The 22,470-nt window shown below is 65.6% G+C and carries 16 protein-coding genes; 9 read left to right on the forward strand and 7 right to left on the reverse strand.

What is annotated here, in order from left to right; genetic code table 11:
* Positions 1-100: 100 nt before the first annotated feature.
* From J2X42_RS13090 to J2X42_RS13105, 4 genes are all read right to left on the reverse strand, one after another.
* Positions 101-1,273, reverse strand: a complete 1,173-nt coding sequence (locus J2X42_RS13090) for a M24 family metallopeptidase (protein ID WP_310165784.1) — start codon at positions 1,271-1,273, stop codon at positions 101-103.
* Complete coding sequence (locus tag J2X42_RS13095) at positions 1,270-3,366, reverse strand: DUF6807 family protein (protein WP_310165785.1); 2,097 nt, start codon at positions 3,364-3,366, stop codon at positions 1,270-1,272. The genes J2X42_RS13090 and J2X42_RS13095 overlap by 4 nt, the downstream gene beginning before the upstream one ends.
* Positions 3,367-3,382: 16 nt before the next feature.
* Complete coding sequence (locus tag J2X42_RS13100) at positions 3,383-4,528, reverse strand: acetylxylan esterase (protein ID WP_310166129.1); 1,146 nt, start codon at positions 4,526-4,528, stop codon at positions 3,383-3,385.
* 63 nt (positions 4,529-4,591) lie between these two features.
* Positions 4,592-5,887 carry a sugar ABC transporter substrate-binding protein gene (locus J2X42_RS13105; protein ID WP_310165787.1) on the reverse strand — a complete coding sequence of 432 codons (1,296 nt, stop codon included), beginning with the start codon at positions 5,885-5,887 and terminating at the stop codon, positions 4,592-4,594.
* 367 nt (positions 5,888-6,254) lie between these two features.
* On the opposite strand from J2X42_RS13105, the gene J2X42_RS13110 reads away from it, so the two are divergent.
* From J2X42_RS13110 to J2X42_RS13120, 3 genes are all read left to right on the forward strand, one after another.
* Positions 6,255-7,199, forward strand: a complete 945-nt coding sequence (locus tag J2X42_RS13110; protein ID WP_310165788.1) for a sugar ABC transporter permease — start codon at positions 6,255-6,257, stop codon at positions 7,197-7,199.
* A complete protein-coding gene (locus J2X42_RS13115) occupies positions 7,189-8,130 on the forward strand; it encodes a carbohydrate ABC transporter permease (protein WP_310165790.1) in 942 nt (313 codons plus the stop codon). Before J2X42_RS13110 ends, J2X42_RS13115 begins: the two co-directional genes overlap by 11 nt.
* 530 nt (positions 8,131-8,660) lie before the next feature.
* Positions 8,661-10,022: an extracellular solute-binding protein gene (locus J2X42_RS13120; RefSeq protein ID WP_310165792.1), complete on the forward strand. Its 1,362-nt coding sequence runs from the start codon at positions 8,661-8,663 to the stop codon at positions 10,020-10,022.
* Between the two features lie 193 nt (positions 10,023-10,215).
* Here the strand turns inward: J2X42_RS13120 and J2X42_RS13125 are convergent, their stop codons facing one another.
* The 3 genes from J2X42_RS13125 to J2X42_RS13135 all read right to left on the reverse strand — a co-directional run bounded on the left by J2X42_RS13125 (position 10,216) and on the right by J2X42_RS13135 (position 15,576).
* The gene (locus J2X42_RS13125) at positions 10,216-10,773 is read right to left on the reverse strand and encodes a GNAT family N-acetyltransferase (protein ID WP_310165794.1); all 558 of its coding nucleotides are present in this window, start codon (positions 10,771-10,773) and stop codon (positions 10,216-10,218) included.
* A 390-nt stretch (positions 10,774-11,163) separates the two neighbouring features.
* The gene (locus J2X42_RS13130) at positions 11,164-13,134 is read right to left on the reverse strand and encodes a DUF222 domain-containing protein (RefSeq protein WP_310165797.1); all 1,971 of its coding nucleotides are present in this window, start codon (positions 13,132-13,134) and stop codon (positions 11,164-11,166) included.
* 426 nt (positions 13,135-13,560) lie between these two features.
* Positions 13,561-15,576, reverse strand: coding sequence for a beta-galactosidase (locus J2X42_RS13135; RefSeq protein ID WP_310165800.1), 2,016 nt, complete (start codon positions 15,574-15,576; stop codon positions 13,561-13,563).
* A gap of 178 nt (positions 15,577-15,754) precedes the next feature.
* On the opposite strand from J2X42_RS13135, the gene J2X42_RS13140 reads away from it, so the two are divergent.
* From J2X42_RS13140 to J2X42_RS13165, 6 genes are all read left to right on the forward strand, one after another.
* Entirely contained in the window at positions 15,755-17,047 is a 1,293-nt protein-coding gene (locus J2X42_RS13140; protein ID WP_310165802.1) for an ABC transporter substrate-binding protein, read from the forward strand.
* 46 nt (positions 17,048-17,093) lie between these two features.
* Complete coding sequence (locus tag J2X42_RS13145) at positions 17,094-18,047, forward strand: sugar ABC transporter permease (RefSeq protein WP_310165804.1); 954 nt, start codon at positions 17,094-17,096, stop codon at positions 18,045-18,047.
* Entirely contained in the window at positions 18,044-18,961 is a 918-nt protein-coding gene (locus J2X42_RS13150) for a carbohydrate ABC transporter permease (protein WP_310165806.1), read from the forward strand. The genes J2X42_RS13145 and J2X42_RS13150 overlap by 4 nt, the downstream gene beginning before the upstream one ends.
* A gap of 6 nt (positions 18,962-18,967) precedes the next feature.
* Entirely contained in the window at positions 18,968-19,654 is a 687-nt protein-coding gene (locus J2X42_RS13155) for a Poxvirus protein I5 (RefSeq protein ID WP_310165808.1), read from the forward strand.
* Positions 19,655-19,727: 73 nt separating this feature from the next.
* Positions 19,728-20,987: an MFS transporter gene (locus J2X42_RS13160; protein WP_310165811.1), complete on the forward strand. Its 1,260-nt coding sequence runs from the start codon at positions 19,728-19,730 to the stop codon at positions 20,985-20,987.
* A 120-nt stretch (positions 20,988-21,107) separates the two neighbouring features.
* Complete coding sequence (locus J2X42_RS13165) at positions 21,108-22,397, forward strand: extracellular solute-binding protein (protein ID WP_310165812.1); 1,290 nt, start codon at positions 21,108-21,110, stop codon at positions 22,395-22,397.
* Positions 22,398-22,470 lie beyond the last annotated feature (73 nt).

Here is a 22,470-nt window from a genome sequence, read left to right on the forward strand (position 1 = left end):
ATCAACAACAGAGCGTCGCAATCATGCCGGGACCGGCAGGCCAGCACACCCCACATCCTGCACCAGAAAGGGGCTACGAAGAAGGTAACGAGCGTTTGGCCTAGAGCTGCAGCGTGACCGGGCGCCTTAGGCCGTTCACGGTGGTGGTGGGCCAGCGGTCGTCCACCGTCAGGACCTTCACGCCCGACTCGGTGAGCTGGACCGTGTCCTCGATCTTGACGCCGGGTCCGGACGGGTTCCAGGTGAACGGCTGGTTGAGCACCACGGTGTCCGTGGCGGCCGCGGTGACGCGGGGATCCCGCCCGGCGTAGCCCGCCGGGCCGCCCTGGTGGTGCTGCTCCCACTGCTCCGCGCCGAAGCCGTGGCGGACGTAGGCCGCCTTGATCTCGCCGAAGATGCGGTCCAGCCGGGCGCCGGGGACCGTCGCGTCGAAGATGTCCGCCTCAACAGCTGCGATCCGGGACTCGGCGTCGAGCTCTTCGGGGGTGCCGGCGTCGAACCTGACCCAGCGGGTGATGTTGGCAACCAGGCCGTCCCGGCGGGCACACACCACAGCCATGGCGCGGCGGCCGAGCGGGGTGTGCGTGGCCAACGGGTGGCGGAAGTCGCTGCGGGAACTGCCGTTGCACAGGAGCACCAGGGGTTCCGCGCCCGCGGCAACCACACGGCCGGCCAGGGCGGACACGAGTTCGAACTCCGTGGTGTCCGGCCGGGCGGTGGACAGCACGTCGGTCATGATGCCCGCGAGCTCGCCACTGAGGTGCGCGTAGCGGGCGCTCTCGGCCGGAAGCAGCTGCTGCCGGGCGGCCCTGAGCTCGGTGGCCACTGCGGCCTCGGCCAGCGGGGTTCCGGCAGGTGTGCCGGCCGATCCGGCGGGCCCGGAAGAACGTCCGACGGCGGCAGCGGCCTCGTGCAGGTTCCCGTGCCAGGGCACGGTGTGCAGGGAGACGCCGGCGGGGAGCTCCTCGGCCGCCATCCGTCCGGCCTCGTTGTTGAACGTGACCAGGTGGTCGCCGTCCCGGTCCACGAGCAGCGCGGCGATGGGGTCGCCCGCCAGGCTGATGTGCACCCGGCTGCCGTCCAGGTACCAGGTCAGGGCAGTGTGGGTGGTCAGCAGAAGGGAGTCCTGCCCCTTGGCGTCCAGGATTTCCAGGACGCGGCGCCGCTTGATCTCGCGGTCCGCTGTGGAGGCGGGTGCCGTCCGCGTGACGGTGGACTGGGCGCCGGCGGGCGGCGCCAGGAGTGGGCCTGGTGTGGTGGTGGTCTGGCTCATGAGTTGTCCCCCTGCGTCTTGATCAATGTTTCGATGTCTTGCGTACCCAAAATTCCGTCGGCTATGAACACGGTGACGCTGCGGCGTACCGCGGTGCCGGGTTCAGCGATCACGGGGGCGTCCCAGGCCAGCGACTGGCCAACACCCGGGTAGCCGTCAACGCGGACGAACCACGGGTCCGTGGAGCCTTCCGAGGCGACGAACACCAGGGTGGCGGCACCGCCGGCGGCACTGTCTTCCGCGCCGCCGTCGTCCGTTCCTGGGCTGAAGCTGCCGGACCAGGCGAGCCACGGCGTGACGCTTCCATGCACCGCGTCTTCACCCGCGCCCGCAGGCGTCCACACAGTTGCCCCGAGGCATTCCGGAAGGCGCCAGAAGAACCCGCCGTAACCGCCCTGGTGGCGGCCGTTGGACCCGGGGCTGCCCAGGCTCACGGGCTGATCGCCGGCGGGGGAGAGCTCAAAGTCCAGGGTGAGGCGCCAGACGGAGGGGCCTGCTGCGGCCCACGTCCAGGTGCGCTGCTCGGTCAGGACGGGAGCGCCGTCGGGTCCGTTCCAGGACAGGGTCTCGGCCAGCCGGCCGTCCTGCCGCGACGGTTCGCCGGTGCGGACGATGGTGCCGTGGTCCGGGCGCCAGACGTATTCGCCGGCCGCGCGGGTGTACGTGCGGCCGCCCCAGAAGTTAACGCCGTCCACATCCTGCAGGGCAACGCCCACGCCCAGATGCCACACATGGTCCAGCGGCTGGTGGTCGGTGACCACCGTGCCCGCCAGCGTGCGGACGGGGTGGAGGTAGGGGCGGGGCGAGGACACGGCCCGGATGTGGCTGCCGTCCTGGTAGTCCGCCACGGTATGCCCGGCAAGGTCGAAGGTCTGCACGGGCGGGAGGCTGCGGGCCCAGGGGACGCCAAGCTCGGCAAACGTCGCCTGCGCTTTGGCCGCGCGTTCGATGAGTTCTGGGATGCCGTTGACGATGGGGTGGGCGTCGTCGGCGTCGCCCGCCCACGTAATATGCGCGGCAGGAATCTCCTGCGGGTCCGGAGCCGTGCGGATGACCTCCAGCACGGACGTGAACGCACCCGTATCCGCCAGGCCGCAGAGCAGGGGAGCGCCGCTGCTGCGTGCCGCGATCAGGTTCTCCAGCAGGTCGGTCCGCCCGAACGTCTTGCGGCGCTCGCCGGCCGCGGTGGTGGTGACCACTTCGTCCTCGGTGTAGAAGAACGTGATGTCGCCCTTTGTGCCGTGAACGGTCACCGAGGGGTTCTGCTGGTCCGGCGCACAGAGGGTCAGTGCGCACAGCAGGGTCTGCCCGGCTTCAGTACGCACGCGGATCACGGAGGTGTCGTCGCTCTGGGTGTCGTTGGCCCGGTAGAGGTCGGTCTCCACGGACTCGACGTCGGCCAGGGTGTGCGCGCCGGCCATGTGCAGTCCGGTGGCCACCGCATGCGCCAGCGCGTTGGTGGCTACACCGTCCACCACGTCGGTTCCCTCGAGGCTGCGCTTGCCCGCCCAGCGGGACCGCTTGAAGTATCCCTTGGTCCGCAGCCACATGCCCTGTGCACTCAGGCCAAGGACATCCCCGATCTCACCGGAAACGATCGATTCGCGGATCGCGGGCAGGGCGAGGGAACCCAGGCTCTGGAAGCCCACCTGGACGAGCTTCCCCGATGCGTCAGCCGCAGCCAAAACCTCCCGGAACTGTGCCATGGACGCCACCGGAGGCTTTTCCACATAAACGTCGCATCCCGCCGCCAGCGCCGCAAGCGCCAGGGGCGCGTGCGTCTGGATGGGGGTGGCCAGGATGACCACATCGGGCGCCGTTCCCGAGGCCAGCAGTTCGTCCAGCGTGGTGAAGACCGCCACGGAACCGCCCAGCTTGCCGTCCTGCGGAGGATTGGGATCCGCAACCGCCACGAGTTCGACGGCGCCGGCCGCCTCCAGCCGGGCAAGGTTGGCCAGGTGCCGCTCGCCGAAGCCGTGGACGCCCACCAGGGCTATCCGCGGACGGGCAGCCGGCGTGGCGGCCGGGCCGGTTCCCGCGCCAGAGTGCGGTGCTGTGGTGTCTGGTGCCGCGAAGGCTGATTGCTGAGTCATCGATGGTCCTCGGTGCCTAATTGGTGGAACGGGTTGAGTGGTGGACCGCGGGGCTTCCGGCGCCCAGGGCCCTGGAGAGGTAGCTGATGGCTTCATTTTGCATTTCTGCGGTGAAGACGTGCCCGCCCGGCCAGAGGCTGCCGGTGTAGGAGCCGGCCGGGTGGATCGACTCCAGGATCCGGTGGGCGTCGCGCATGCCCTCCTCGGGAAAGAGCTGGTCCGCCAGGGCGTACTGCACCAGGAATCCGTCAGCGCCCGATCTCGCGGTAAGCTCCGGCCAGTCGCCCAGTTTCCAGAGCCCCGGCGTCTGGAGCAGCCAGGAATGCGCGTCCAGATAGGCGGGCAGAAGGGATCCGAACGTGGCCATCATGCACGTCACCACGTAGCTCTTGATCCTCGGGCTCAGGGCCGCCAGCGTGAGCGACCGCCCGCCGCCGCCGGAGAAGCCGATGCAGCCCAGCCGCGCCGGATCCACCCCGGGAAGTGAGCCGAGGATGTCCAGTGCCGCGAGGTCGTCATGGGCCACCATCCCGGCGAGGCTGGTGCCGAGCAGGCCTGCCGCCTTGGCCACGGTGTCCTCATGGAAACCGGCTGCCGCGTTGTACAGATCCGCATCGGTTGGTTCGACGCCGTCCTCCCGCCACTGCGACTTCCTCGCCTCCAGCGCGGAGGCAGTCCGCCACGGCGGCACGGAGAGGTCAAACCGGCGGCTGCCCCAGGCAAAGGTGTCATGGGCCAGCACGGCAAAGCCGGCCCGGGCCACCTCGGTTGCGAGGGCCCGCCCGTCGTAATGGCCGGCCCTGGCCGCTGCCGCGGAGGGGTGGGACTGCGGGAGTTCGACGAGCCGGTCTGCTCCGCCAAACTTGTTTCCGCCGTGGCAGTGCAGTGCCAGGACGCCAGGCAGCGGCCCGGAAGCCCCCGCCGGGCGCATGAGCCAGCCAGCGGTGCGCGGGCCGAAGCCCAACTGCCAGCTGAGCTCGGAGGTGGTGACGCCGTCGTACGTTTCCTCCCAGTGGACGGTGACGTCCGGCTGGGGGAGGGCTGCCGGAACGCCCAGGGCATCCGCGAGATCCTGCGCTGCCGGGGTGGCTGCCTGGTGGCGGGGCCGGTTCCGGACGTAGCCGGGCCAGTCCTCATAGCCGGCGATCGCGCTGGGCCGCATGGGCTCTTGTGGTGTACTCACTGGCCTGCCTGTGTTCGAAGGGGTGGTCGGCGTCGCTGCAGGTCAGCCCAGGTTCTGGTTGACCTCGGAAATCATGCCCTTGGCGGCGTCACGCGGGGAGACCTTTCCGAACAGTACATCCGTGTTGTATCGGTTCAAAACCTCCAGTGTGGACGACGAACCGGCGGGGAACGGCTTCGGAGCTGCAATCTTGAGCTCGGCGATGCGGTCCAGGTATGCGGCTTCCTTTTGCTGGGAATCCTTCAGGAGCGGGGTGATGCCGGCCTTCAGCTCCGTGTTGGCAGGCATGCCGCGGTCACTCTTGATCTTCTTGGCCGCGTCCATGTTGTTCACGAGGTAGTTGATGAAGAGGGCCGCTTCCTTGGGCTGGGCCGACTTGGAGGAGATGGCGTATTCCATGGACGACCGCAGCCACGCGCCGGGCTCCTTGCTTTCGCCGGGCAACTTCATCATGACCAGGGGCGAACCCGAGTAGGAGGTCATCTGGTTGCTCCAGGAGATCTTCATGCCCTGCTTGCCCTGGCCCATCAGGGTCAGTTCAGGCTGGGCGGAGCCGTCTTCCACGGTCTGGGATGCCGACGGCGCCCCGCCGGTTTCCATCAGCTTCTTGTTCAGCTCGAACCACTTCGTCAGGGTGTCTTCGCTGATGCCCATCTTCTTGCCGTCTTCGGTGTACAGGTCCTCGCCGTTCTGGCGGGCCCAGACTGCCAGGAAGGAATCGTTGGCCATGGGGGTGGTGCCGAAGGTACCCTGCGGGGACTTCTTCGTGATTTCCGCGGCGATGTCAGCAAAGTCGTCCCAGGTCCAGGTCTCGTCGTCCGGGAGTTTCACGCCGGCTTTTTCGAAGACCACGGGATCGACGACCATGGACATGGAGTTCACGCCGGCGGTGATGGTGTACTGCTTGCCGTCGATCTTGCCCAGGTCCACGGTTCCCTCCGCGAACTTGGAGGTGTCCAGCTGGTCCTTGACCTTGGCCAGGTCCAGCAGCACGCCGCGGCTGGAGTATTCGCTGGGATACGAACCGCTCATGGCGAAGACGTCGGGGGTGGTGCCGCCGGCGATCTGCGTGGCCATCTTGTCCCAGTAGGAACTGAACTCGGTGTTTTCGCCCTGAACCTTGATGGTGGGGTTGGCGGCTTCGAAGTCCTTGATGACTTCGAGGGTGGTTTTGGCGCGGGAGTCATTTCCCCACCAGGCGAACCGGAGGACTACGGGGTCCTCGACAGTACCCACTTTTGCAGTCTGGCCGCCGCCGCCGCAGCCGGTGAGAACCAGCGCCAGGGCCGCAGCGGCTCCGGCGATGCCCAGTGAAGACTTGTTGAGACCAAACCGCATTGTTGTGCCCCTTGGGTGTTGAAGTATGGGTAGAGTGATTCCAGTTACAGAAAACGCTTTCTCAAAAACTAACAAAGGGCTGTACAGGAGTCAAGAAACCGTTTACTTTGGTACGGAGCCGCTTTTTCATCGTCCCGCCGGGCGGCGGCAGATCCGGACCGCGGAAACAGCATCAACCGCTGCTTGCAGCACCAGGATCCGCCACCGGAGGCGGGACGCATCCAGATCGCCCCGGCGATCAACCCCAGACGTGGAGGGCCACGATGACCAAAGGAGACCACATGGCCGCTAAACATATCCCCAGGACGCCCCGGCCGGCATGCGTGCCGGCACCGGCGGGCCTGCTGCGTGAAATGGAGTCACCGCAATGAGCGCCATCAGTGAACTCAGCACAATCTCCCGCCGCAAAGGCCGGATGACGGCTGAGGAGAAGAAAGCCAACGGCCGGGACAACAAGGCCGCCTACATCTTCCTCCTGCCGTGGCTGGTGGGCCTCGTCGCCATCACCATCGGCCCGATGCTGATGTCCCTTTACCTGTCCTTCACGGACTACAACCTGCTCCAGCCGCCGGAATGGACCGGCCTGGACAACTTCACCCGGATGCTCAGCGACGCCCGGCTGCACAACTCCCTCCGGGTGACCTTCACCTACGTGTTCATTGGTGTGCCGCTGCAGCTCGCGGTCGCACTGCTGATCGCACTGGTGCTGGACAAGGGCCTGCGCGGCCTGCCATTCTACCGTTCCGTGTTCTACCTGCCGTCCCTGCTGGGCGGCTCGGTGGCCGTTGCCATCCTGTGGAAGCAGATCTTTGGCACCACCGGCCTGGTCAACCAGGTCCTGGCGATGTTCGGCATCCAGGGACCGGGCTGGATCTCGGACCCCAGCACCGCGCTCGGCTCCATCGTCCTGCTCCACGTGTGGACCTTCGGCGCCCCGATGATCATCTTCCTGGCAGGCCTCCGGCAGATCCCGGTGATGTACTACGAGGCCGCAAAGGTCGACGGTGCCAGCACTCTTCAGCAGTTCTGGAAGATCACCATGCCGATGCTCAGCCCGATCATCTTCTTCAACCTGGTCCTGCAGATCATCGGTTCGTTCCAGTCCTTCACCCAGGCGTTCATCGTCTCGGGCGGCAACGGCGGCCCGTCGGACTCCACGATGTTCTTCACGCTGTACCTCTACCAGAAGGGCTTCGGCCAGTTCGACATGGGCTACGCCTCGGCCATGGCCTGGTTCCTGCTGGTCATCATCGGTGTGTTCACCGCCATCAACTTCATCGCTTCCAAGTATTGGGTTTTCTATGACGACTAAGCTGCAGACGCTGCCCGCCCCGGACAGGAAGACTTCCGGCGCCGGCAAGCCTAAGAACCACCGCAAGCCCCGGGAATCCCGCGGCACCCTGGCCTTCAGCCGGTCGCAGCGGACCAGGGCCCTGATCAAGCACGCCATCCTGATCCTGACAGGCGGGCTGATGATCTACCCGCTGCTGTGGATGGTGGTGTCCTCACTCCGGGCCAACGAGCTGATCTTCCGCGAACCCGGACTCTGGCTCAACAGCCTGGAAATGTCCAACTACACCGACGGGTGGTCAGCCCTGACCCACCCCTTCGGGCACTACATGCTCAACTCCGCGATCGTGGTCATCGGCTCCATCCTGGGCAACCTGATCTCCTGCTCGATGGCCGCGTACGCCTTCGCCCGGCTGCAGTTCACGGCCAAGAAGCTGTTCTTCGGCATCATGTTGCTGACCATCATGCTGCCGTTCCACGTGGTGATCGTCCCGCAGTACATCCTGTTCTCCCAGATCGGCTGGGTAAACACGTTCTGGCCGCTGATCGTGCCAAAGCTGCTGGCCACGGATGCGTTCTTCGTCTTCCTGATGGTCCAGTTCATCCGCGGCATTCCGAAGGACCTGGACGAGGCCGCACGCATCGACGGCGCGGGCCACCCCCGCATCTTCCTGCGCGTCATCCTGCCCCTGATGGTCCCGGCCCTGGCCACCACCACCATCTTCACCTTCATCTGGACCTGGAACGACTTCTTCGGCGCCCTCATCTACCTCACGGACCCCGATATGTTCACCGTCCCGGTCGCCCTGCGCGCCTTTGTGGACTCGCAGTCCGCCACCAGCTGGGGATCGCTGTTTGCAATGTCCATCGTGTCGCTGCTCCCGGTCTTCCTGGTGTTCCTCTTCGGCCAGCGGTTCCTCATCAAGGGCATCGCCACCACCGGCATCAAATAGGCCAAACCCGCAGATTCATCCTTCGGGCTTACCGCCCGAAACCGACGGCCCGTCCCACCGGACGGGCCGTCGGCCGTTTTGCGCCCGGCCGGACGCAAGTCGGGCGTTTCTGCGCCCGGTCGGACCCAAGTCGGGCTCTTCTGCGCCCGGAATGCCCGACGACGGCACCTCCTGTGGACGGGACGCGCCCGCGCGCCGTACCTCCGGCGTCGGCCGGCCCTGTGGTGGTGACGCGCCCGCGCGCCATACCCCGGCGTCGGCCGGCCCTGTGGCGGTGTCGCGTCCGCGCGCCGTACCCCGGCGTCGGCGCGCAACGCGTGGGCGACTGCCCCACCTGCGGAACCTCCGGCGTCGGCCGGCCCTGCGACGGGGACGACCCCAGGCGCCGAACCTTCGGCGGCGGAGCGCCCTGCGGTCATTCAAAAAAACCTCTTGTAATACAAGTTCCTAACTTGTAGTATCAAATCTAAGAAAACGCTTCCTCGTTTTCACATCCCCAGCAACAAGATCAAAGAAGATCGGAGTATCCAGTGCCGCTTTTTCCCCGCTCTGAGTCTGCTGCCCAGAATCATTCGGCAGAGACACCCTCCAACGGCGCACGGCGCCGGTTCCGCAAGACAGGTGTGGTTGCCGCTGCAGCCGCCGCCGTTCTCGCACTGAGCGCCTGCGGCGGGGGAGCCTCCCCTCAGAGTGCCGACGGAACCGTCGAACTTCGCTTCTCCTGGTGGGGCAGCGACAAGCGCGCCCAGCTGACCCAGGCTGCCATCGCTGCCTTCGAGGCCGAGAACCCCAAGATTAAGATCAAGCCCGAATACGGCGACTGGAGCGGTTACTGGGACAAGCTGGCCACCCAGGTTGCCGCCAACGACGCCCCGGACATCATTCAGATGGACGAGAAGTACATCACCGAGTACTCCAGCCGCGGCGCGCTGCTGGACCTCTCCAAGTATGAGATCGACACGTCGAAGCTGGACGAGGCCGCCCTGAATGCCGGCAAGAGCGAAGATGGACTGACCGGTATCGCTGCAGGCATCAACGCGGCCACGATCATCGCCAACCCTGCTGTATTCCAGGCAGCCGGAGTACCGCTTCCGGATGACAAGACCTGGACCTGGGAAGACTTCGGCCGCATCTCCGCCGAACTCACCGAGAAGTCCCCGAAGGGCAGCTACGGCTCGGCCGCCTACGGTACGGACGAGGCTTCGCTGGCCGTCTGGCTCCGGCAGAACGGCAAGTCCCTCTACACCTCGGACGGCAAGCTGGGATTCGAGCCGGCCGACATCGCCGAGTGGTGGAAGTTCCTGAAGGAACTCAGCGAGAAGAAGGCTGTTCCGTCCGCCTCCGAGGTTGTGGAAGCCGAGGCTGCCCCGCTCGACCAGAGCGGCCTGGCCACGGGTAAGAACGGGCTGGCCTTCTGGTGGTCCAATCAGTTGCCGGCCCTCGAGAAGGCAGCGGGCAGCGACCTCCAGATCCTGCGGTTCCCGTCGAAGACCGGCAAGGCTGCCGACACGAAGCTTTGGTACAAGGCGTCCCAGTTCTGGTCCGCTTCCTCACGCACCAAGCACCCCAAGGAGACGGCCAAGTTCATTGACTTTTTGGCCAACAATGAGAAGGCCGGCGGGGCCCTCCTGGCAGACCGCGGCGTCTACCCCAACACCGAAGTTCGCGAAGCCATTGCGGCCAAGCTGACCCCCGCTGACATCAAGGTGGTCAAGTTCATCGACCAGATCAAGGGTGAACTCGGCGAGGCCCCGGCTCCGCCGCCGAAGGGCGCCGGTGCAATCCAGGAGATCGTCAAGCGGTACACATCCGAGGTCCTCTTCAACAGGCTCTCGACTGATGAGGCCGGCAAGAAGGCCCACGACGAAATGAAGTCGGCCATCAGCAGCTAGTCCTCGCAGTATCCAGTCCTCAACCGCCACAATGGCTCCGGACGTTCTTAGCCTCCTCTCAGGAACGTCCGACGGCGGGTGGCAGCTCCGCCCCGGCAGGAACCATTGGTTCCCCCGGGGCGGAGCTGTTTAAGCTTGGTCGGGGCTGGGAACCATTCGTCCTGCCGGACTCGGTGGTGCTTCAGCCTCAGCGTCATGGGTTCTGGTGGTCGATCTTTCTCTTCATCACGACCCGTGGCCAGGCATTCAGACCGTGATGGTTTTCCTGTCTCACGATCTGGCGCAGACCATCGGACCAGGCCTGTTCGGGGACGTGAACGAAGCCGAGGCGCTCGTAGTAGGGAGCATTCCAAGGGACGTCCTGGAAAGTTGTCAACGTCATTCCATCCAGGTTGTGTGCGGCGGCCCATCGTTCCGCGTGGTCGATGAGTGAACTGCCGTGACCCTTGCGGCTGTGAAGCGGGTGGACTGTGACCTGCTCGATGTGGGCCCAGTCGTCAATGACGTCGACAAGGACGTAGGCGATGGGATTGTCGGCGGCGTCGGTGGCAACCCATGCCCTGCCCCCGCCCAGGTAGGGTGCCAGATCGCCTTCAGCGGGAGGGGGATCGTCCGCTATCGCGTTCATCCCGATTTCGCGAAAGAGCTCTCCGGCCGCGGCCTCGATGTCACGGATTACGGAGATGTCGTCTGGTAGTGCTGCCCTGATCACCTGTCCGGTGTCGTCCCCTGCATTCCTGCATTCCTGCATCCTGCAACTCTGTGCAAGGCCGCGTCGGTCATGATTCGGTGCCTGTCGGACGGTTGCTGGTCATTTCGCACGTCGCGGGGTCATTTTCGTTTGGGGCTTGCTGGTCCTGGCCCTTGCGTGTCGGGCCATCAACGCCCCGTCGGGCATCGACCGTCCGTCTGTCGGGCGCCGCGCGCCCGCCTGGCACGGGTGGCACGTCTGTCAGGCGCCGCGAGCCCGCCGGACACGGGTCGCACGTCTGTCAGGCGCCGCGCGCCCGTCGGGCACCGCCGGTTCGTCGGTCAGGCGCCCCGCGCCCGCCGGGCACGGGTCGCACGCCTGGCACCGGCCGGTGTCTACCCATCCCGGTTCTACTCTTGTTCGGGCGTTGCCGTTTGTTGCTGTGGGTGGTTATTCGCGGGGTGGCGGTGGGGGTTTGAAGTAGTGGTTTTGTTGTGGTTTTTGGGTGGGGTCGATGTGGCGTGGGGGTGTGTACCAGGGCACGCCGTTTTGGTTGGTGATGGTCCATTGTTCTTTGTGGACGAGGTGATGGTGGTGGGTGCATAGGAGTGCGCCGTTGTTGAGATCGGTGGGGCCGTCGTGGGACCAGTAGGTGATGTGGTGTGCTTCGCACCAGGGCGCGGGGGTGGTGCAGTTGGGGAAGGTGCAGCCTTGGTCGCGTGCTGTGAGGGCGGTGCGTTGGGCTGGGGTGAAGAGCCGGGTTTTACGGCCGAGGTCCAGGATTTCGCTGTGGGTGCCGAGGAGGGCGGGGATGATGTCGGCATCGCAGGCGATTTTGCGCAGGGTGGTGGCGGCGACGGGGCCGGTGAAGACGAAGGTTCCGGTCCCGGTGGCTGTTTCTTCAGGCGCGGCGTCGGTGCCGGGGTCGGGGAAGAGGTCTTGGTAGTTGATGGTGGCGATGATTTGGGGGCGGTTGCCGCCGGTGGTGGGCAGGGTGTTGGTGTTCAGGCCGGCTTTGACGGCGCCGATGATGCCGTCGAGTTGTTTCTGGGACCGGGTGCGGCGGTCCAGGTCTATCTCGTTGTCCTGCCAGATGTCCCCGGCGCCGGCGCCGGAGTCGGTCACAGTGCCCTTGTCAGCCCCGCTTGTGTCTGGGCTGGTGGTGCGGGGGTTGGTGGCGGTGTTCATGACGGTGAGGAGGTGTTCGTATTGGTCGGTGGTGGCGAAGATTTCGAGGTGGTGCAGGCCGTGGCGGGGTTTGCGGATGAATGCGCCCTGTGTGTGGCGGAGGGTTTCTTCGCTGGGTTCGGTGCCGTCGGCGTCGAGGGTGTCGGCCCAGCGGCGGGCGACGCGGGTGAGGAAGTCCGGGTCTGCGGTGGCGGCGGTGCGGGTGAGGTCCTGCTCGATCCGGGCGAGGGTTTCGGGGGTGGTCTGGTGTTGGAGCCGGTTCAGGGTGAGGCTGATGATCGTCCCGGCCCGGGATGACACAGCCGGGCTCGCGAAGGAAACGTCCGGCCCGCTTTCGTCCGTGTTTGTGTCCGGGGCAGTGCTGGTGTCCGTGCCGGTAGCCGTTTCGCTGTCGGAGGTGGTGCTGGTTGTTGGTGCCAGTCCTGCGGCGAGGTGTTCGCGGAGCGCGGGTGTGGTGTCGCCGGTGAGGGTGGTGGCGGGCAGGACGCAGTGGGCGAGGTGGAGGCGGCGGCGGGCTTCGCTGACACCGATCCGGAGCCGGACGCGGAGGAATTCTTCGGTGTTCTTGCACCCGTCATCGGCCGGTGACGGCGGAACGGTGCGCGCAGGGACCGGCGCCGTCCTGCCATCCGCGGAGGCGGCGGGCCACGCGGTGTCGGTTTCGTTCAGGGTTTCAGTGCCGTTGTCCCAGCCGGTGACCCAGGACCGGGCGGATCTGGAGCGGGCGGTTGCTGCGTCGGTGATGGCCTGGGTGCGGGTGTGGTCCACGGCGCCGGCGCTGAGGATCTGCAGGTATTCCACGGTCCGGGAGAGTTCCTCGGCCATGCCGGCGTATTGCGCGGCTTCGGCGTAGTCGGCCATCGCCAACGCCCCGGGAGCCGCGATGGCCGCGGCGTTCACCACCGCGATGGCCTGGAGGAGTGCGGCGGCCCCGGCCCCGTATCCGCCGGATCCGGAAGCTCCGGCGGCCGCAATACTCGCGGCCGGTGCGGCAGCCTCAACGAGCCCGGCCGCTTTGACAGCCTCAAGGAGACCGGGGGCTTCGGCGGTGTCCTGAAGCCCGACAGCCTCCGTGAAAGGAGTGCAGCTCACGCCCAGCCGTTCAGGCTGGTCGGCCCGGGCACCGCCGCCGAAACCGCGGCCGCTGGAAGCGCCCCCAACAGGCGAATCAGCACGATTTCGCACGCCGGCATGGCCGCCGTGCCCCGCGCGCTGAACCCTAAGAGCTTCCATAGGAACACTCTTTCAACGGGGTACGACAATTTAGCCCCGCTGCGTTTCCGGTCCGGAGAACCAATCGGCGGGAAGCGAACAACCGGGCCGCGGCTGGCCGGGCGCTGCCGTCGAACGTCAGACTCTTGGAAGCGCCCCCAACAGGCGAATCAGCACGATTTCGCAGGCCGGCGTGGCCGCCGTGCCCTGCGCGCTGAACCCTAAGAGCTTCCATGGGAACACTCTTCCAGAGGGGTACGACAATTAAGGTCGCACCGATCCCGGAGCCCAGGAACCCACGGCGGGCCGGGCGACTCACCCGCGTGCCGCCGTCGAACGCTCCGTGAGGCTCAGCTCGGCAATAAGCCCCGCGACAAGCCCCCGCGCGAGTCAGCACCCAGCCGGTCCCGGCCCCGGGCTAAACCGGAAACCGGGACCACCAAAGCGTCAGTCCTCCGCGATCACCGCCACGGCCCCGGCCTCAACGGTGCCGCTGAAGCGGCCGCCGCTCACCAGGTCCGTGCCAGCGGCCTGAACGGATGCCGTTGAGCGCGAGTGGTTGATGGCGAAGAGGAATGAGCTGCCGTCGGCGGTCCGGCGGCGCGTGAGCTCCACGCCGGCATCTGCCTGGGCAACGGGTGCAACACCGGATTCGGCCAGCAGCCGGTCCACAACGGCCTCGATGCCGTCGCGGTCAGGGAAAGTGGCCAGATACCAGGCAGTACCGGAGCCAACTCCATGACGCGTCAGGGAGGGCACACCCTCGAGCGGGTACTCGGTGAATGCCTGGACCGCCTCAGCGCCAGCCAGATGGAGGTGCTCGCTCCAGATCGTTGAGACGCCGCCGTCGCTCAACTTCAGCTGTGTGCCGGCCAGCAGCGGGTGGAACTCCTCCACCCGGATGCCCAGCAGCTCACGGAACGCGCCCGGGTAGCCGCCCAGCCGGATGTGGTCCTGTTCGTCGGCAATGCCGCTGAAGTACGTGACCAGCACGGTGGCTCCGGCGTGCGCGGCTGCCGCAATGTTCGCTGCCGCGTCGTCGGACACCGAATACAAGGTGCAGACCAGCACCAGGTCGTAGCCCTCCAGCGAGGCGGACGGATGGACGATGTCCACAGAGATCCCGCGCAGGAACAGCGACCGGTGGAAAGCCCGCAGCATGTCCAGGTACTTCACGTCCTGGCTCGGCTTGGAATCGATCTCGCTGGCCCACCACGCCTCGTAATCGAACACGATGGCAGTCCTGGATTCCACGCGGGAGCCCCGGACCGGCGCAAGCCGTTTCAGCGCAGACCCCAGCTCCACCACTTCGCGCCACACACGCGTATCCCGGCCGCCGTGCGGAACCATGGCGGAGTGGAACTTCTCGGACCCGGCAAAGCTCTGGCGCCACTGGAAGAACATCACGGCGTCAGCCCCGCGCGCCACATGGGCGAGGGAATTCCGCAGCATTTCGCCGGGCATCTTGGGCTGGTTGCGGGGCTGCCAGTTGACGGCCGACGTCGAATGTTCCATCAGGATCCACGGGTCGCCGCCCGCAATTCCCCGGGTGAGGTCCGCGCTGAACGCGAGTTCGATCTGGCGCTCGGGATCTGCGGCCACCAGGTAGTGGTCGTTGGCGATGACGTCAAGGTCCTTGGCCCACTCGAAGTAGTCCATCGACTTGGTGGCGCTGGAGGCCATCAGGTTGGTGGTGCAGGGAACCCCGGGAGTGACTTCCCGCAGGACCGCCACCAGCTCGCGGTAGTAGTCCATCAGCGCCCACGAGTTGAACCGCTGGAAGTCCAGCTGCTGGCCCGGGTTGAGCGTCGACGGGGCGACGGCGGGCGGCAGGATTTCCTCGAAGGAGCCGTAGCTCTGGGACCAGAATGCCGTTCCCCAGGCCGCGTTTAGGGCCTGGATGCTGCCGTAACGGCGTTTCAGCCAGCCGCGGAAGGCCGCGGCATCCTCCGGCCCGTAGTACTCGGAAATGTGGCAGCCGAGCTCATTGTCCACGTGCCACAGCGCCAGCGCAGGATGGTCCTTGTACCGTTCCGCGATGATCCGGGTGATGCCCGTTGCGTAGCGCCGGAAAGCGGCCGACGACGGTGTGTAGTGCCGCCGTGAGCCTGGTCCCAGCACCGTTCCGTCAGCCGTGACGGGCAGGATCCCGGGGTGCTTGCGGACCAGCCAGGCCGGGGGAGCGGCGGTGGCCGTTGCCAGGGCAACTTTGATCCCGTTGGCGGCGAGGTTGTCCAGGACTTCATCCAGCCAGCCGAAGTCGTATTCGCCTTCGGCCGGTTCCAGCAAGGCCCAGGAGAAGATCCCAACGCTGAGGAACGTGACGCCTGCTTCCTTCATCAGCTCCAGGTCTTCCAGCCGGACACTGGCGGGCCACTGCTCAGGGTTGTAGTCTCCGCCATAGGCGATGCCCTGGACCCCGTCCCAGACGCTCGCCGGGCCGGATTGTTCCTGCAAAGTCATGGGACTCCTTTGTCTGGTGGTTGGATAAAAACGTACATGAAAATCGATGTTTGGAAAACGCTTGCCCGCGACGGGGAATGACGCTATTGTATCGTTTCAGAAGGTGTGTAAGCCAGCTCACTGCTCACGTTGTAGATAAATGGGTACGGGTTTACGCAAAACGAGCAAGGAGGCTCTCATGATCAACAGAAGGCATTTCCTCACCACCGTGGCAATCGGCACCGCATCCGCCGCTGCTTTGGCGGCTTGCGGTACCGGTTCCAGCACGACGGCCGGGGAAACCGGCACGGCGGAGAAGCCGGTCACCATCAACTACACCTGGTGGGGCAACGACGACCGCGCGACGCGCACCCGCAAGGCTATTGAGCTCTTCGAATCCAAGAACCCCGACATCAAGGTCAACGGCAACTTCACCGACTTCGCCGGCTACTGGCAGAAGCGCGCCACGGAGGCCGCAGGCGGCGGACTTCCGGACGTCATGCAGTGGGACCTGTCCTACCTCCGCGATTACGGCCAGCGTAACCAGCTCCTGGACCTGGGCACTGTCAAGATCAACACGGACGCCTTCGACAAGACCCTGCTGCCCTCGGGCCAGATCCGGGGCAAGACCTATGGCATCCCCACCAGCACCAACGCCTTCGCCGTCTACTACGACCCGGCCAAGCTCGCATCCCTCGGCATCGCGGAGCCGGATGGCACCTGGAACTACAAGGAGTTCAACGCGTTCCTGAGCGAAGTTGGAGCCAAAGGCGGCGGTACGCTCTTCGGCGGCACGGACTACACCGGTGTGTGGTGGATGTTCAACGTCTGGCTGCGCCAGAACAACATCGAGGCCTTCACCGATGACGGCAAGCTCGGCTTTACCAAGGATGATTTGAAGAAGTGGTGGAATACCGCTGGTGCACTTCGCGGCACCCCGGCCCTCATCTCGGAGGAACGGGCCACGCAGCTCGCACCCAAGTCCCCGTTTGGTTCCAATGTGACCGCCACGGAGGTCACCTGGGATAACTTCATGGCCGGCTACCTCGCGGACAGCGGCGCCAAGGAGCTCAAGCTCGCTCCGGTTCCGTCGGATGACAAGGACAACCTGGGCCTGTTCCTGAAGCCGTCCATGCTGATGGTTGCCAGCGCGAAGACCAAATACAAGGATGCTGCTGCCCGGTTCATCGACTTCATGGTCAACGACCCCGAAGTTGGCCAGATCTTCAAGACCTCCCGCGGTGTCCCCGCCTCGAAGACCCAGCGTGACGGCACCACCTTCGAAGGCACCGACAAGCTCGTGGTCGATTACGAGAAGTCCATCGAGAAGTACCTCAAGGACGCCCCCGAGCCGCCCATCGTCGGTTTCGGCACGCTGGAAGCCTCCTTCAAGCGCATCAGCTCCGAGCTGAACTACGGCAAGGTCACCGTGGACGGCGCGGCTGACGCGTGGTTCAAGGAAGCCGAAGACCTCATCAAGCAGAACGCCTGAGCAGCGTTTTGTCTGCCCGACGATCACTAACTGACGGATTGAACTCGTGACTCAAAGCCCAACCCTGAGCAGGCGTTCGACGCAGTCCGCTCCCTCGCTGCCGCGCAAGTCGCGGCAGCGGGGGGCGGATGCCCGCGCCGGCTACACGTTCCTGTTGCCCTGGCTGCTGGGATTCATCATCCTGACCATAGGACCGATGGTTTCCTCGCTGTACCTGTCCTTCACCAACTACAACCTGTTCGATCCGCCCAAGTGGATCGGGCTGGATAACTACACCACCATGTTCCAGGACGAGCGGTTCATGCAGTCGGTGGGCGTGACCGTGGGCTATGTGGTCTTCGGTACCCCGCTCAAGCTCGCCGCCGCGCTGGCTGTGGCGATGCTGCTGAACAGTGCACGCAAGGGCCAGGGTTTTTACCGGTCCGCGTTCTACGCCCCGTCCCTGATCGGCGCGTCGGTTTCGATCGCGATCGTGTGGAAGGCGATGTTCGGCGATTCCGGGCCGGTGGACCAGGGCCTGTCCTTCTTCGGGATCAACCTCGGCGGCTGGGTGGGCAACCCGTCCATGACCATGCCGATGTTCATCCTGCTGACCGTGTGGCAGTTCGGCGCCCCGATGGTGATCTTCCTCGCCGGCCTCAAGCAGATCCCCGCGGACCTCTACGAAGCGGCCTCGATGGACGGTGCCGGGCCGGTGCGGAAGTTCTTCAACATCACCTGGCCCATGCTCTCCCCGGTGGTGTTCTTTAACCTGCTGATGGAAACCATCCACGCGTTCCAGATCTTCAGCTCCGCGTACATCATTTCCAACGGTGAAGGCGGCCCGGCCGGTTCCACCCTCTTCTACACCCTCTACCTGTACCTGCGCGGCTTCTCCGATTTCCGGATGGGCTACGCCTCGGCGATGGCCTGGCTGCTCCTGATCGTCGTCGGCATCATCACCCTGATCATCTTCAAGACCTCCAAGGGCTGGGTCCACTACAGCGGAGACGCAAAATGACAACCATGGCAACCCCCACCCAGTCCACCCCGGACGCGCAGGCGCCCCACTACAACCCGAAGTCCGAGTCGGTCACGGCCAAGCGCGCCAAGAGCGTGGCCTTCCACGTCGTCGCCCTCGCCCTCACGGCAGTGGTCCTGTACCCGGGCGTGTGGATGATCGCCTCGTCGTTCAAGCCGAACTCCGAGATCGGCGGCGCCAACAACGCGCTGTGGTCCAATAACTTCAGCTTCGATAACTTCATCACGGCGATGGACGGGATCGGCGGGGTCACCACCTTGCAGTTCTTCACCAACTCCCTGATCCTGGCCATCGGCGCCGTCGTGGGCACCATCCTCTCCGCGTCCATCTCGGCGTACGCGTTCGCGAGGATCAAGTTCCCGGGCCGCAGCATCTTCTTCGGCATGATGATCGCCACCTTGCTGCTGCCCTTCCACGTGGTGATCATCCCGCAGTACATCATCTTCAACCAGCTCGGGCTCGTGGACACCTACATCCCGCTGCTGATCGGCAAGTTCCTCGCCGCGGACGCGTTCTTCGTGTTCCTCATGGTCCAGTTCATGCGCAACCTCCCGGCCGAACTGGACGAAGCAGCCCGCATCGACGGCGCCGGGCACGTGCGGATCTTCACCTCCATCATGCTCCCGCTGATGAAACCGGCCCTGATCTCCACCTCGATCTTCTCCTTCATCTGGAGCTGGAACGACTTCCTGGGCCCGCTGCTCTACCTGAACACCCCGGAAAAGTACCCGCTGCCCCTGGCACTGCGGCTCTTCGTGGACCAGACCCAGTCCTCGGACTACGGAGCAATGATCGCCATGTCCGTCCTGGCCCTGCTCCCGGTCCTGATCTTCTTCCTCGTCTTCCAGCGCTACATCGTCGAAGGCGTCTCCACCCAGGGCCTTAAGGGCTAATAGAAAATGAGCACCATGGACAGCACCACACCCGCATCCGGCCGTAATGAACCGATCCCGGTCAACCGCTTCGCACTGTTTTCCGAGACCCTGCTGGCCGGACTGCTGGTGCTGGTGCTGTCCATCCCGCTTGTCACCATCCCCGCCGCCTACGCGGCAGGCATCGCCCACTTGGAACGCCACCTCTCCGGGCGGGACGACTCGCTCCGTGGCCTCTGGGGAACGTTCAAGGCTGCCCTTCCGGGCAGCTGGAAACTGGGCATTGCGACGGCGGTGGCCGCCGTCGTGATCGTCCTGAACCTTCTGCTCGCAACAGTCGGGCAGCTGCCGGGCAGCGCGGTGGTCCTTCCGGCCACGCTCATCCTGGCAGCCGCCGGTGCTGTCCTGCTCCTGCGCACCACCGCCGCTTGGTCCGACGTCGCCGGCCCTGCTGACGACGCCGACCGGCACGCACCCGGTTCCGCAACCGGCGCCGTCCCGCCGTCGGCCGTTTCGAAGTCCGCCGCTTGGTCCTCCGCCCTCGAAGCCGGCAAGACTCTGTCACTGCGCGACTGGACCGGCTCCCTCCTCCTTGTCACGGCACTGTTCGCCGCCGTCGTCTTCGTATGGATGCTTGTGGCGCTCTTTGTGGTGGTGCCCGGCATGCTGATCCTGGCCGCCGCGTCGGTCAAAATGCGCTCCACCCGCGCCTAGGAAAGTCCCCGCCCGGGGAATCCGCGCCTCGAAATTCTCTGCAAATCCCCGTTACTACCGAGTTGAGCCCGACGTGTCTTCCGACCGCCCCCAGTCCGCAGAGTCCCTCCACACCCCCAAAGGCCCGGTCCGCTGGTACTACCCGCTGACGCAGCACAACTACCGCCTGTACATGGGAATGACCTTGGCCGGCAGTATGGGCGTCTGGATGCAGCGCCTGGCCCAGGACTGGCTGGTGCTCCAGCTGACAGGCAGTCCCGCTGCGGTGGGCGTTGCCGTGGCGCTGCAGTTTCTCCCCATGCTGATCGTGGGCCCGCTCAGCGGCCTGCTGGTGGACATCTTCCCCAAGCGCAGCGTCATGATGGTCTGCCAGTCCGTGATCGTCCTCCTTGCGGTGGGCCTCGCGGCGTGGGACGCCACCGGCGGGATTACCGTGTGGATTGTCTACGCCAGCTGCATGGCGCTGGGGATCACCTCCGCCATCGACGGCCCCGCCCGCCAGGTATTCGTTAATGAAGTGGTGGGCGACGCCGGTCTCCGGCCGGCCATCGGCCTCAACAACGCCATTGGCCAGCTCGGCGCCATGGCCGGGCCCGCCCTGGGCGGAGTGGTCATTGCCCACGCCGGCTCCGCGGCCGCTTTCGCGTCCAACGCCTTTCTTGGCCTGCTGGTGCTGGGCATGATCGCAGGCATCCGGCCCGCGCTCCTGCACGCGAATGCCCCGGCTGTCCGGGGACGGGGCCAGCTCCTGGCCGGCTTCCGGTATGTTCGGGACCGGCCGTCGCTGCTCCTGGTGATTGCCCTGGCCGGGCTGCTGGGGGCGTTCGGCATGAACGGCCCCGTGGTCCTGGCGGCGTTCGCCGAACGTGTCTGGCATAACGGCGTTGCCGGATTTGGCATGTTCAACACGGTCAGCGCTGTCGGCGCCCTGGCCGGTGCCTTGCTGGCTGCCCGCCTGCGGACACTCGGCCGGAAAGGGATCGTGGCCGCGGCGGGCCTTTTTGGCCTTGCCCAGCTCGTGGCGGCGCTGATGCCGAACCTGCCGTCATTTACCGTGATGCTGGTGGTGGTGGGACTGATGACACTGCTCTTCCTGACCAGTGCCGCCACCGCCGTCCAGCTGGAGGCCGGGCCGGACGTCCGTGGCAGGGTCATGGCGCTGTACTTGCCGCTGCTTCTTGGCGGGCATGCCCTGGGCGGCCTGCTGGCAGGCTGGCTGACGGAACAGTTCGGCGTCCGGACCGGGCTGGTGGTCACCGGTGCCCTGGGTATGCTCTCAGCACTGGTCATCGGTTTCCTGCTGTGGAGAACCTCACGGCGCAAGGCCGACTGACCGCACCTGTGAGCAAAAGTAACTTTGTGTGCGTTGTTGACGTGTGGGGTGGCTCACACCTAAGGTATGAGAAAGCGGTTTCTTGATCACCGTTTCCACTGTGAGACTAAAGGACAACGAATGCTTTTCAGCGCCCGAAAATCCACTATCCCCAAAACAGCGGCTGTTTTAGCAGTCCTCGCCATGGCCCTGACCGGCTGCGGCGGAGGATCGCCTTCCGCCTCCGACGGGCCCGTCACCCTGCGTTTCAGCTGGTGGGGCTCCGATGTGCGGCACAAGATGACGCAGCAACTGATCGACGCCTTCGAAGCCGAGAATCCCAACATCAAGATCGAGGGGGAATACGGTGACTGGTCCGGCTACTGGGACAAGCTGGCCACCCAGGTCGCCTCCCAGGACGCCCCGGACGTCATCCAGATGGATGCTGCCTACCTGGGCGAATACGCCGGGCGGGGCGCGCTGCTCGAGCTCAAGGACGTGAACCTCTCCAAGTTCGAGCAGGCTGTGGCCGATGCCGGCAAGGTTGAGGGTGAGCAATTTGCTGTCACCGGCGGCATCAACGCCCAGGTGGTGCTGGTCAACCCGGCCCTCGTGGCGGCCAGCGGGGTCAGCATCCCCGATGACTCCGCGTGGACCTGGGAGGACTACAACAAGACGGCGGCCGCCATCACGGCGGCCAGTGCAGACGGCGTGTACGGCACCGGCGCAGTCACCGGCGACGCTGCCACCAACCTCTGGCTCCGCCAGAACGGCAAGACGCTGTTCACCGGGGACGGGAAACTGGGCTTCGACGAAAACGACCTCAGGGGCTGGTACGAGTACCAGGCACAAATGCGGGACTCCAAGGCAGTCCCGCCGGCATCGGTGACCACCGAGGATGCCACAGCCTCGGTCGACCAGCAGGGACTCTCCACCAACCGTTACGCCATGGCCTGGTACTGGTCCAACCAGCTCGGTGCCCTGAGCAAGGCGTCCGGCCAGGCGCTGGAGATCCACCGCCCGCCGAGCACTGACGGCAGTGCGGCTGACGCCGAGCAGTATTACAAGTCCTCCATGTTCTGGTCCGCCAGTTCCCGGACGAAGCATCCGGCCGAGGCCCAGAAGTTCATCGACTTCCTGGCCAACAACGTCGAGGCGGGAAAAATCGGACTGGCAGACCGCGGCATCCCGGCCAACTCGGAGGTCCGCGCGGCCATTGCGGACAAGCTGAGCCCCGCCGACGCCGCGACGGCGAAGTTCATTGACGAAATCAGCAGCGAACTCGGCGACGCCGTCCCGGTCCCGCCGGCGGGCTCCAGCGCAGTGGTGGAAGTGATCGGCCGCTATGCCCTTGAGATCCACTTCGACCGCATGTCCCCGGCCGAGGCCGCCAAGAAGGCCATGGACGAGGCAAAGAGCGCGCTGCTCTAGGAACGTCTTCGAACCAAGAACGTCTTCGAACTAAGAACGACGCCGGATGCGAACCGCATCCGGCGTCGTTTGG

Origin of the sequence: Arthrobacter sp. BE255 (genome assembly GCF_031457335.1) — a bacterium.
Lineage (GTDB): Bacteria > Actinomycetota > Actinomycetes > Actinomycetales > Micrococcaceae > Arthrobacter.

Coding starts and splice junctions, on each gene's coding strand:
- J2X42_RS13140 (WP_310165802.1), top strand. CDS start 15,755: ATGATCAACAGAAGGCATTTCCTCACCACCGTGGCAATCGGCACCGCA.
- J2X42_RS13150 (WP_310165806.1), top strand. CDS start 18,044: ATGACAACCATGGCAACCCCCACCCAGTCCACCCCGGACGCGCAGGCG.
- J2X42_RS13165 (WP_310165812.1), top strand. CDS start 21,108: ATGCTTTTCAGCGCCCGAAAATCCACTATCCCCAAAACAGCGGCTGTT.
- J2X42_RS13105 (WP_310165787.1), bottom strand. CDS start 5,887: ATGCGGTTTGGTCTCAACAAGTCTTCACTGGGCATCGCCGGAGCCGCT.
- J2X42_RS13155 (WP_310165808.1), top strand. CDS start 18,968: ATGAGCACCATGGACAGCACCACACCCGCATCCGGCCGTAATGAACCG.
- J2X42_RS13090 (WP_310165784.1), bottom strand. CDS start 1,273: ATGAGCCAGACCACCACCACACCAGGCCCACTCCTGGCGCCGCCCGCC.
- J2X42_RS13100 (WP_310166129.1), bottom strand. CDS start 4,528: ATGCGGCCCAGCGCGATCGCCGGCTATGAGGACTGGCCCGGCTACGTC.
- J2X42_RS13135 (WP_310165800.1), bottom strand. CDS start 15,576: ATGACTTTGCAGGAACAATCCGGCCCGGCGAGCGTCTGGGACGGGGTC.
- J2X42_RS13115 (WP_310165790.1), top strand. CDS start 7,189: ATGACGACTAAGCTGCAGACGCTGCCCGCCCCGGACAGGAAGACTTCC.
- J2X42_RS13125 (WP_310165794.1), bottom strand. CDS start 10,773: ATGCAGGAATGCAGGAATGCAGGGGACGACACCGGACAGGTGATCAGG.
- J2X42_RS13130 (WP_310165797.1), bottom strand. CDS start 13,134: ATGGAAGCTCTTAGGGTTCAGCGCGCGGGGCACGGCGGCCATGCCGGC.
- J2X42_RS13110 (WP_310165788.1), top strand. CDS start 6,255: ATGAGCGCCATCAGTGAACTCAGCACAATCTCCCGCCGCAAAGGCCGG.
- J2X42_RS13095 (WP_310165785.1), bottom strand. CDS start 3,366: ATGACTCAGCAATCAGCCTTCGCGGCACCAGACACCACAGCACCGCAC.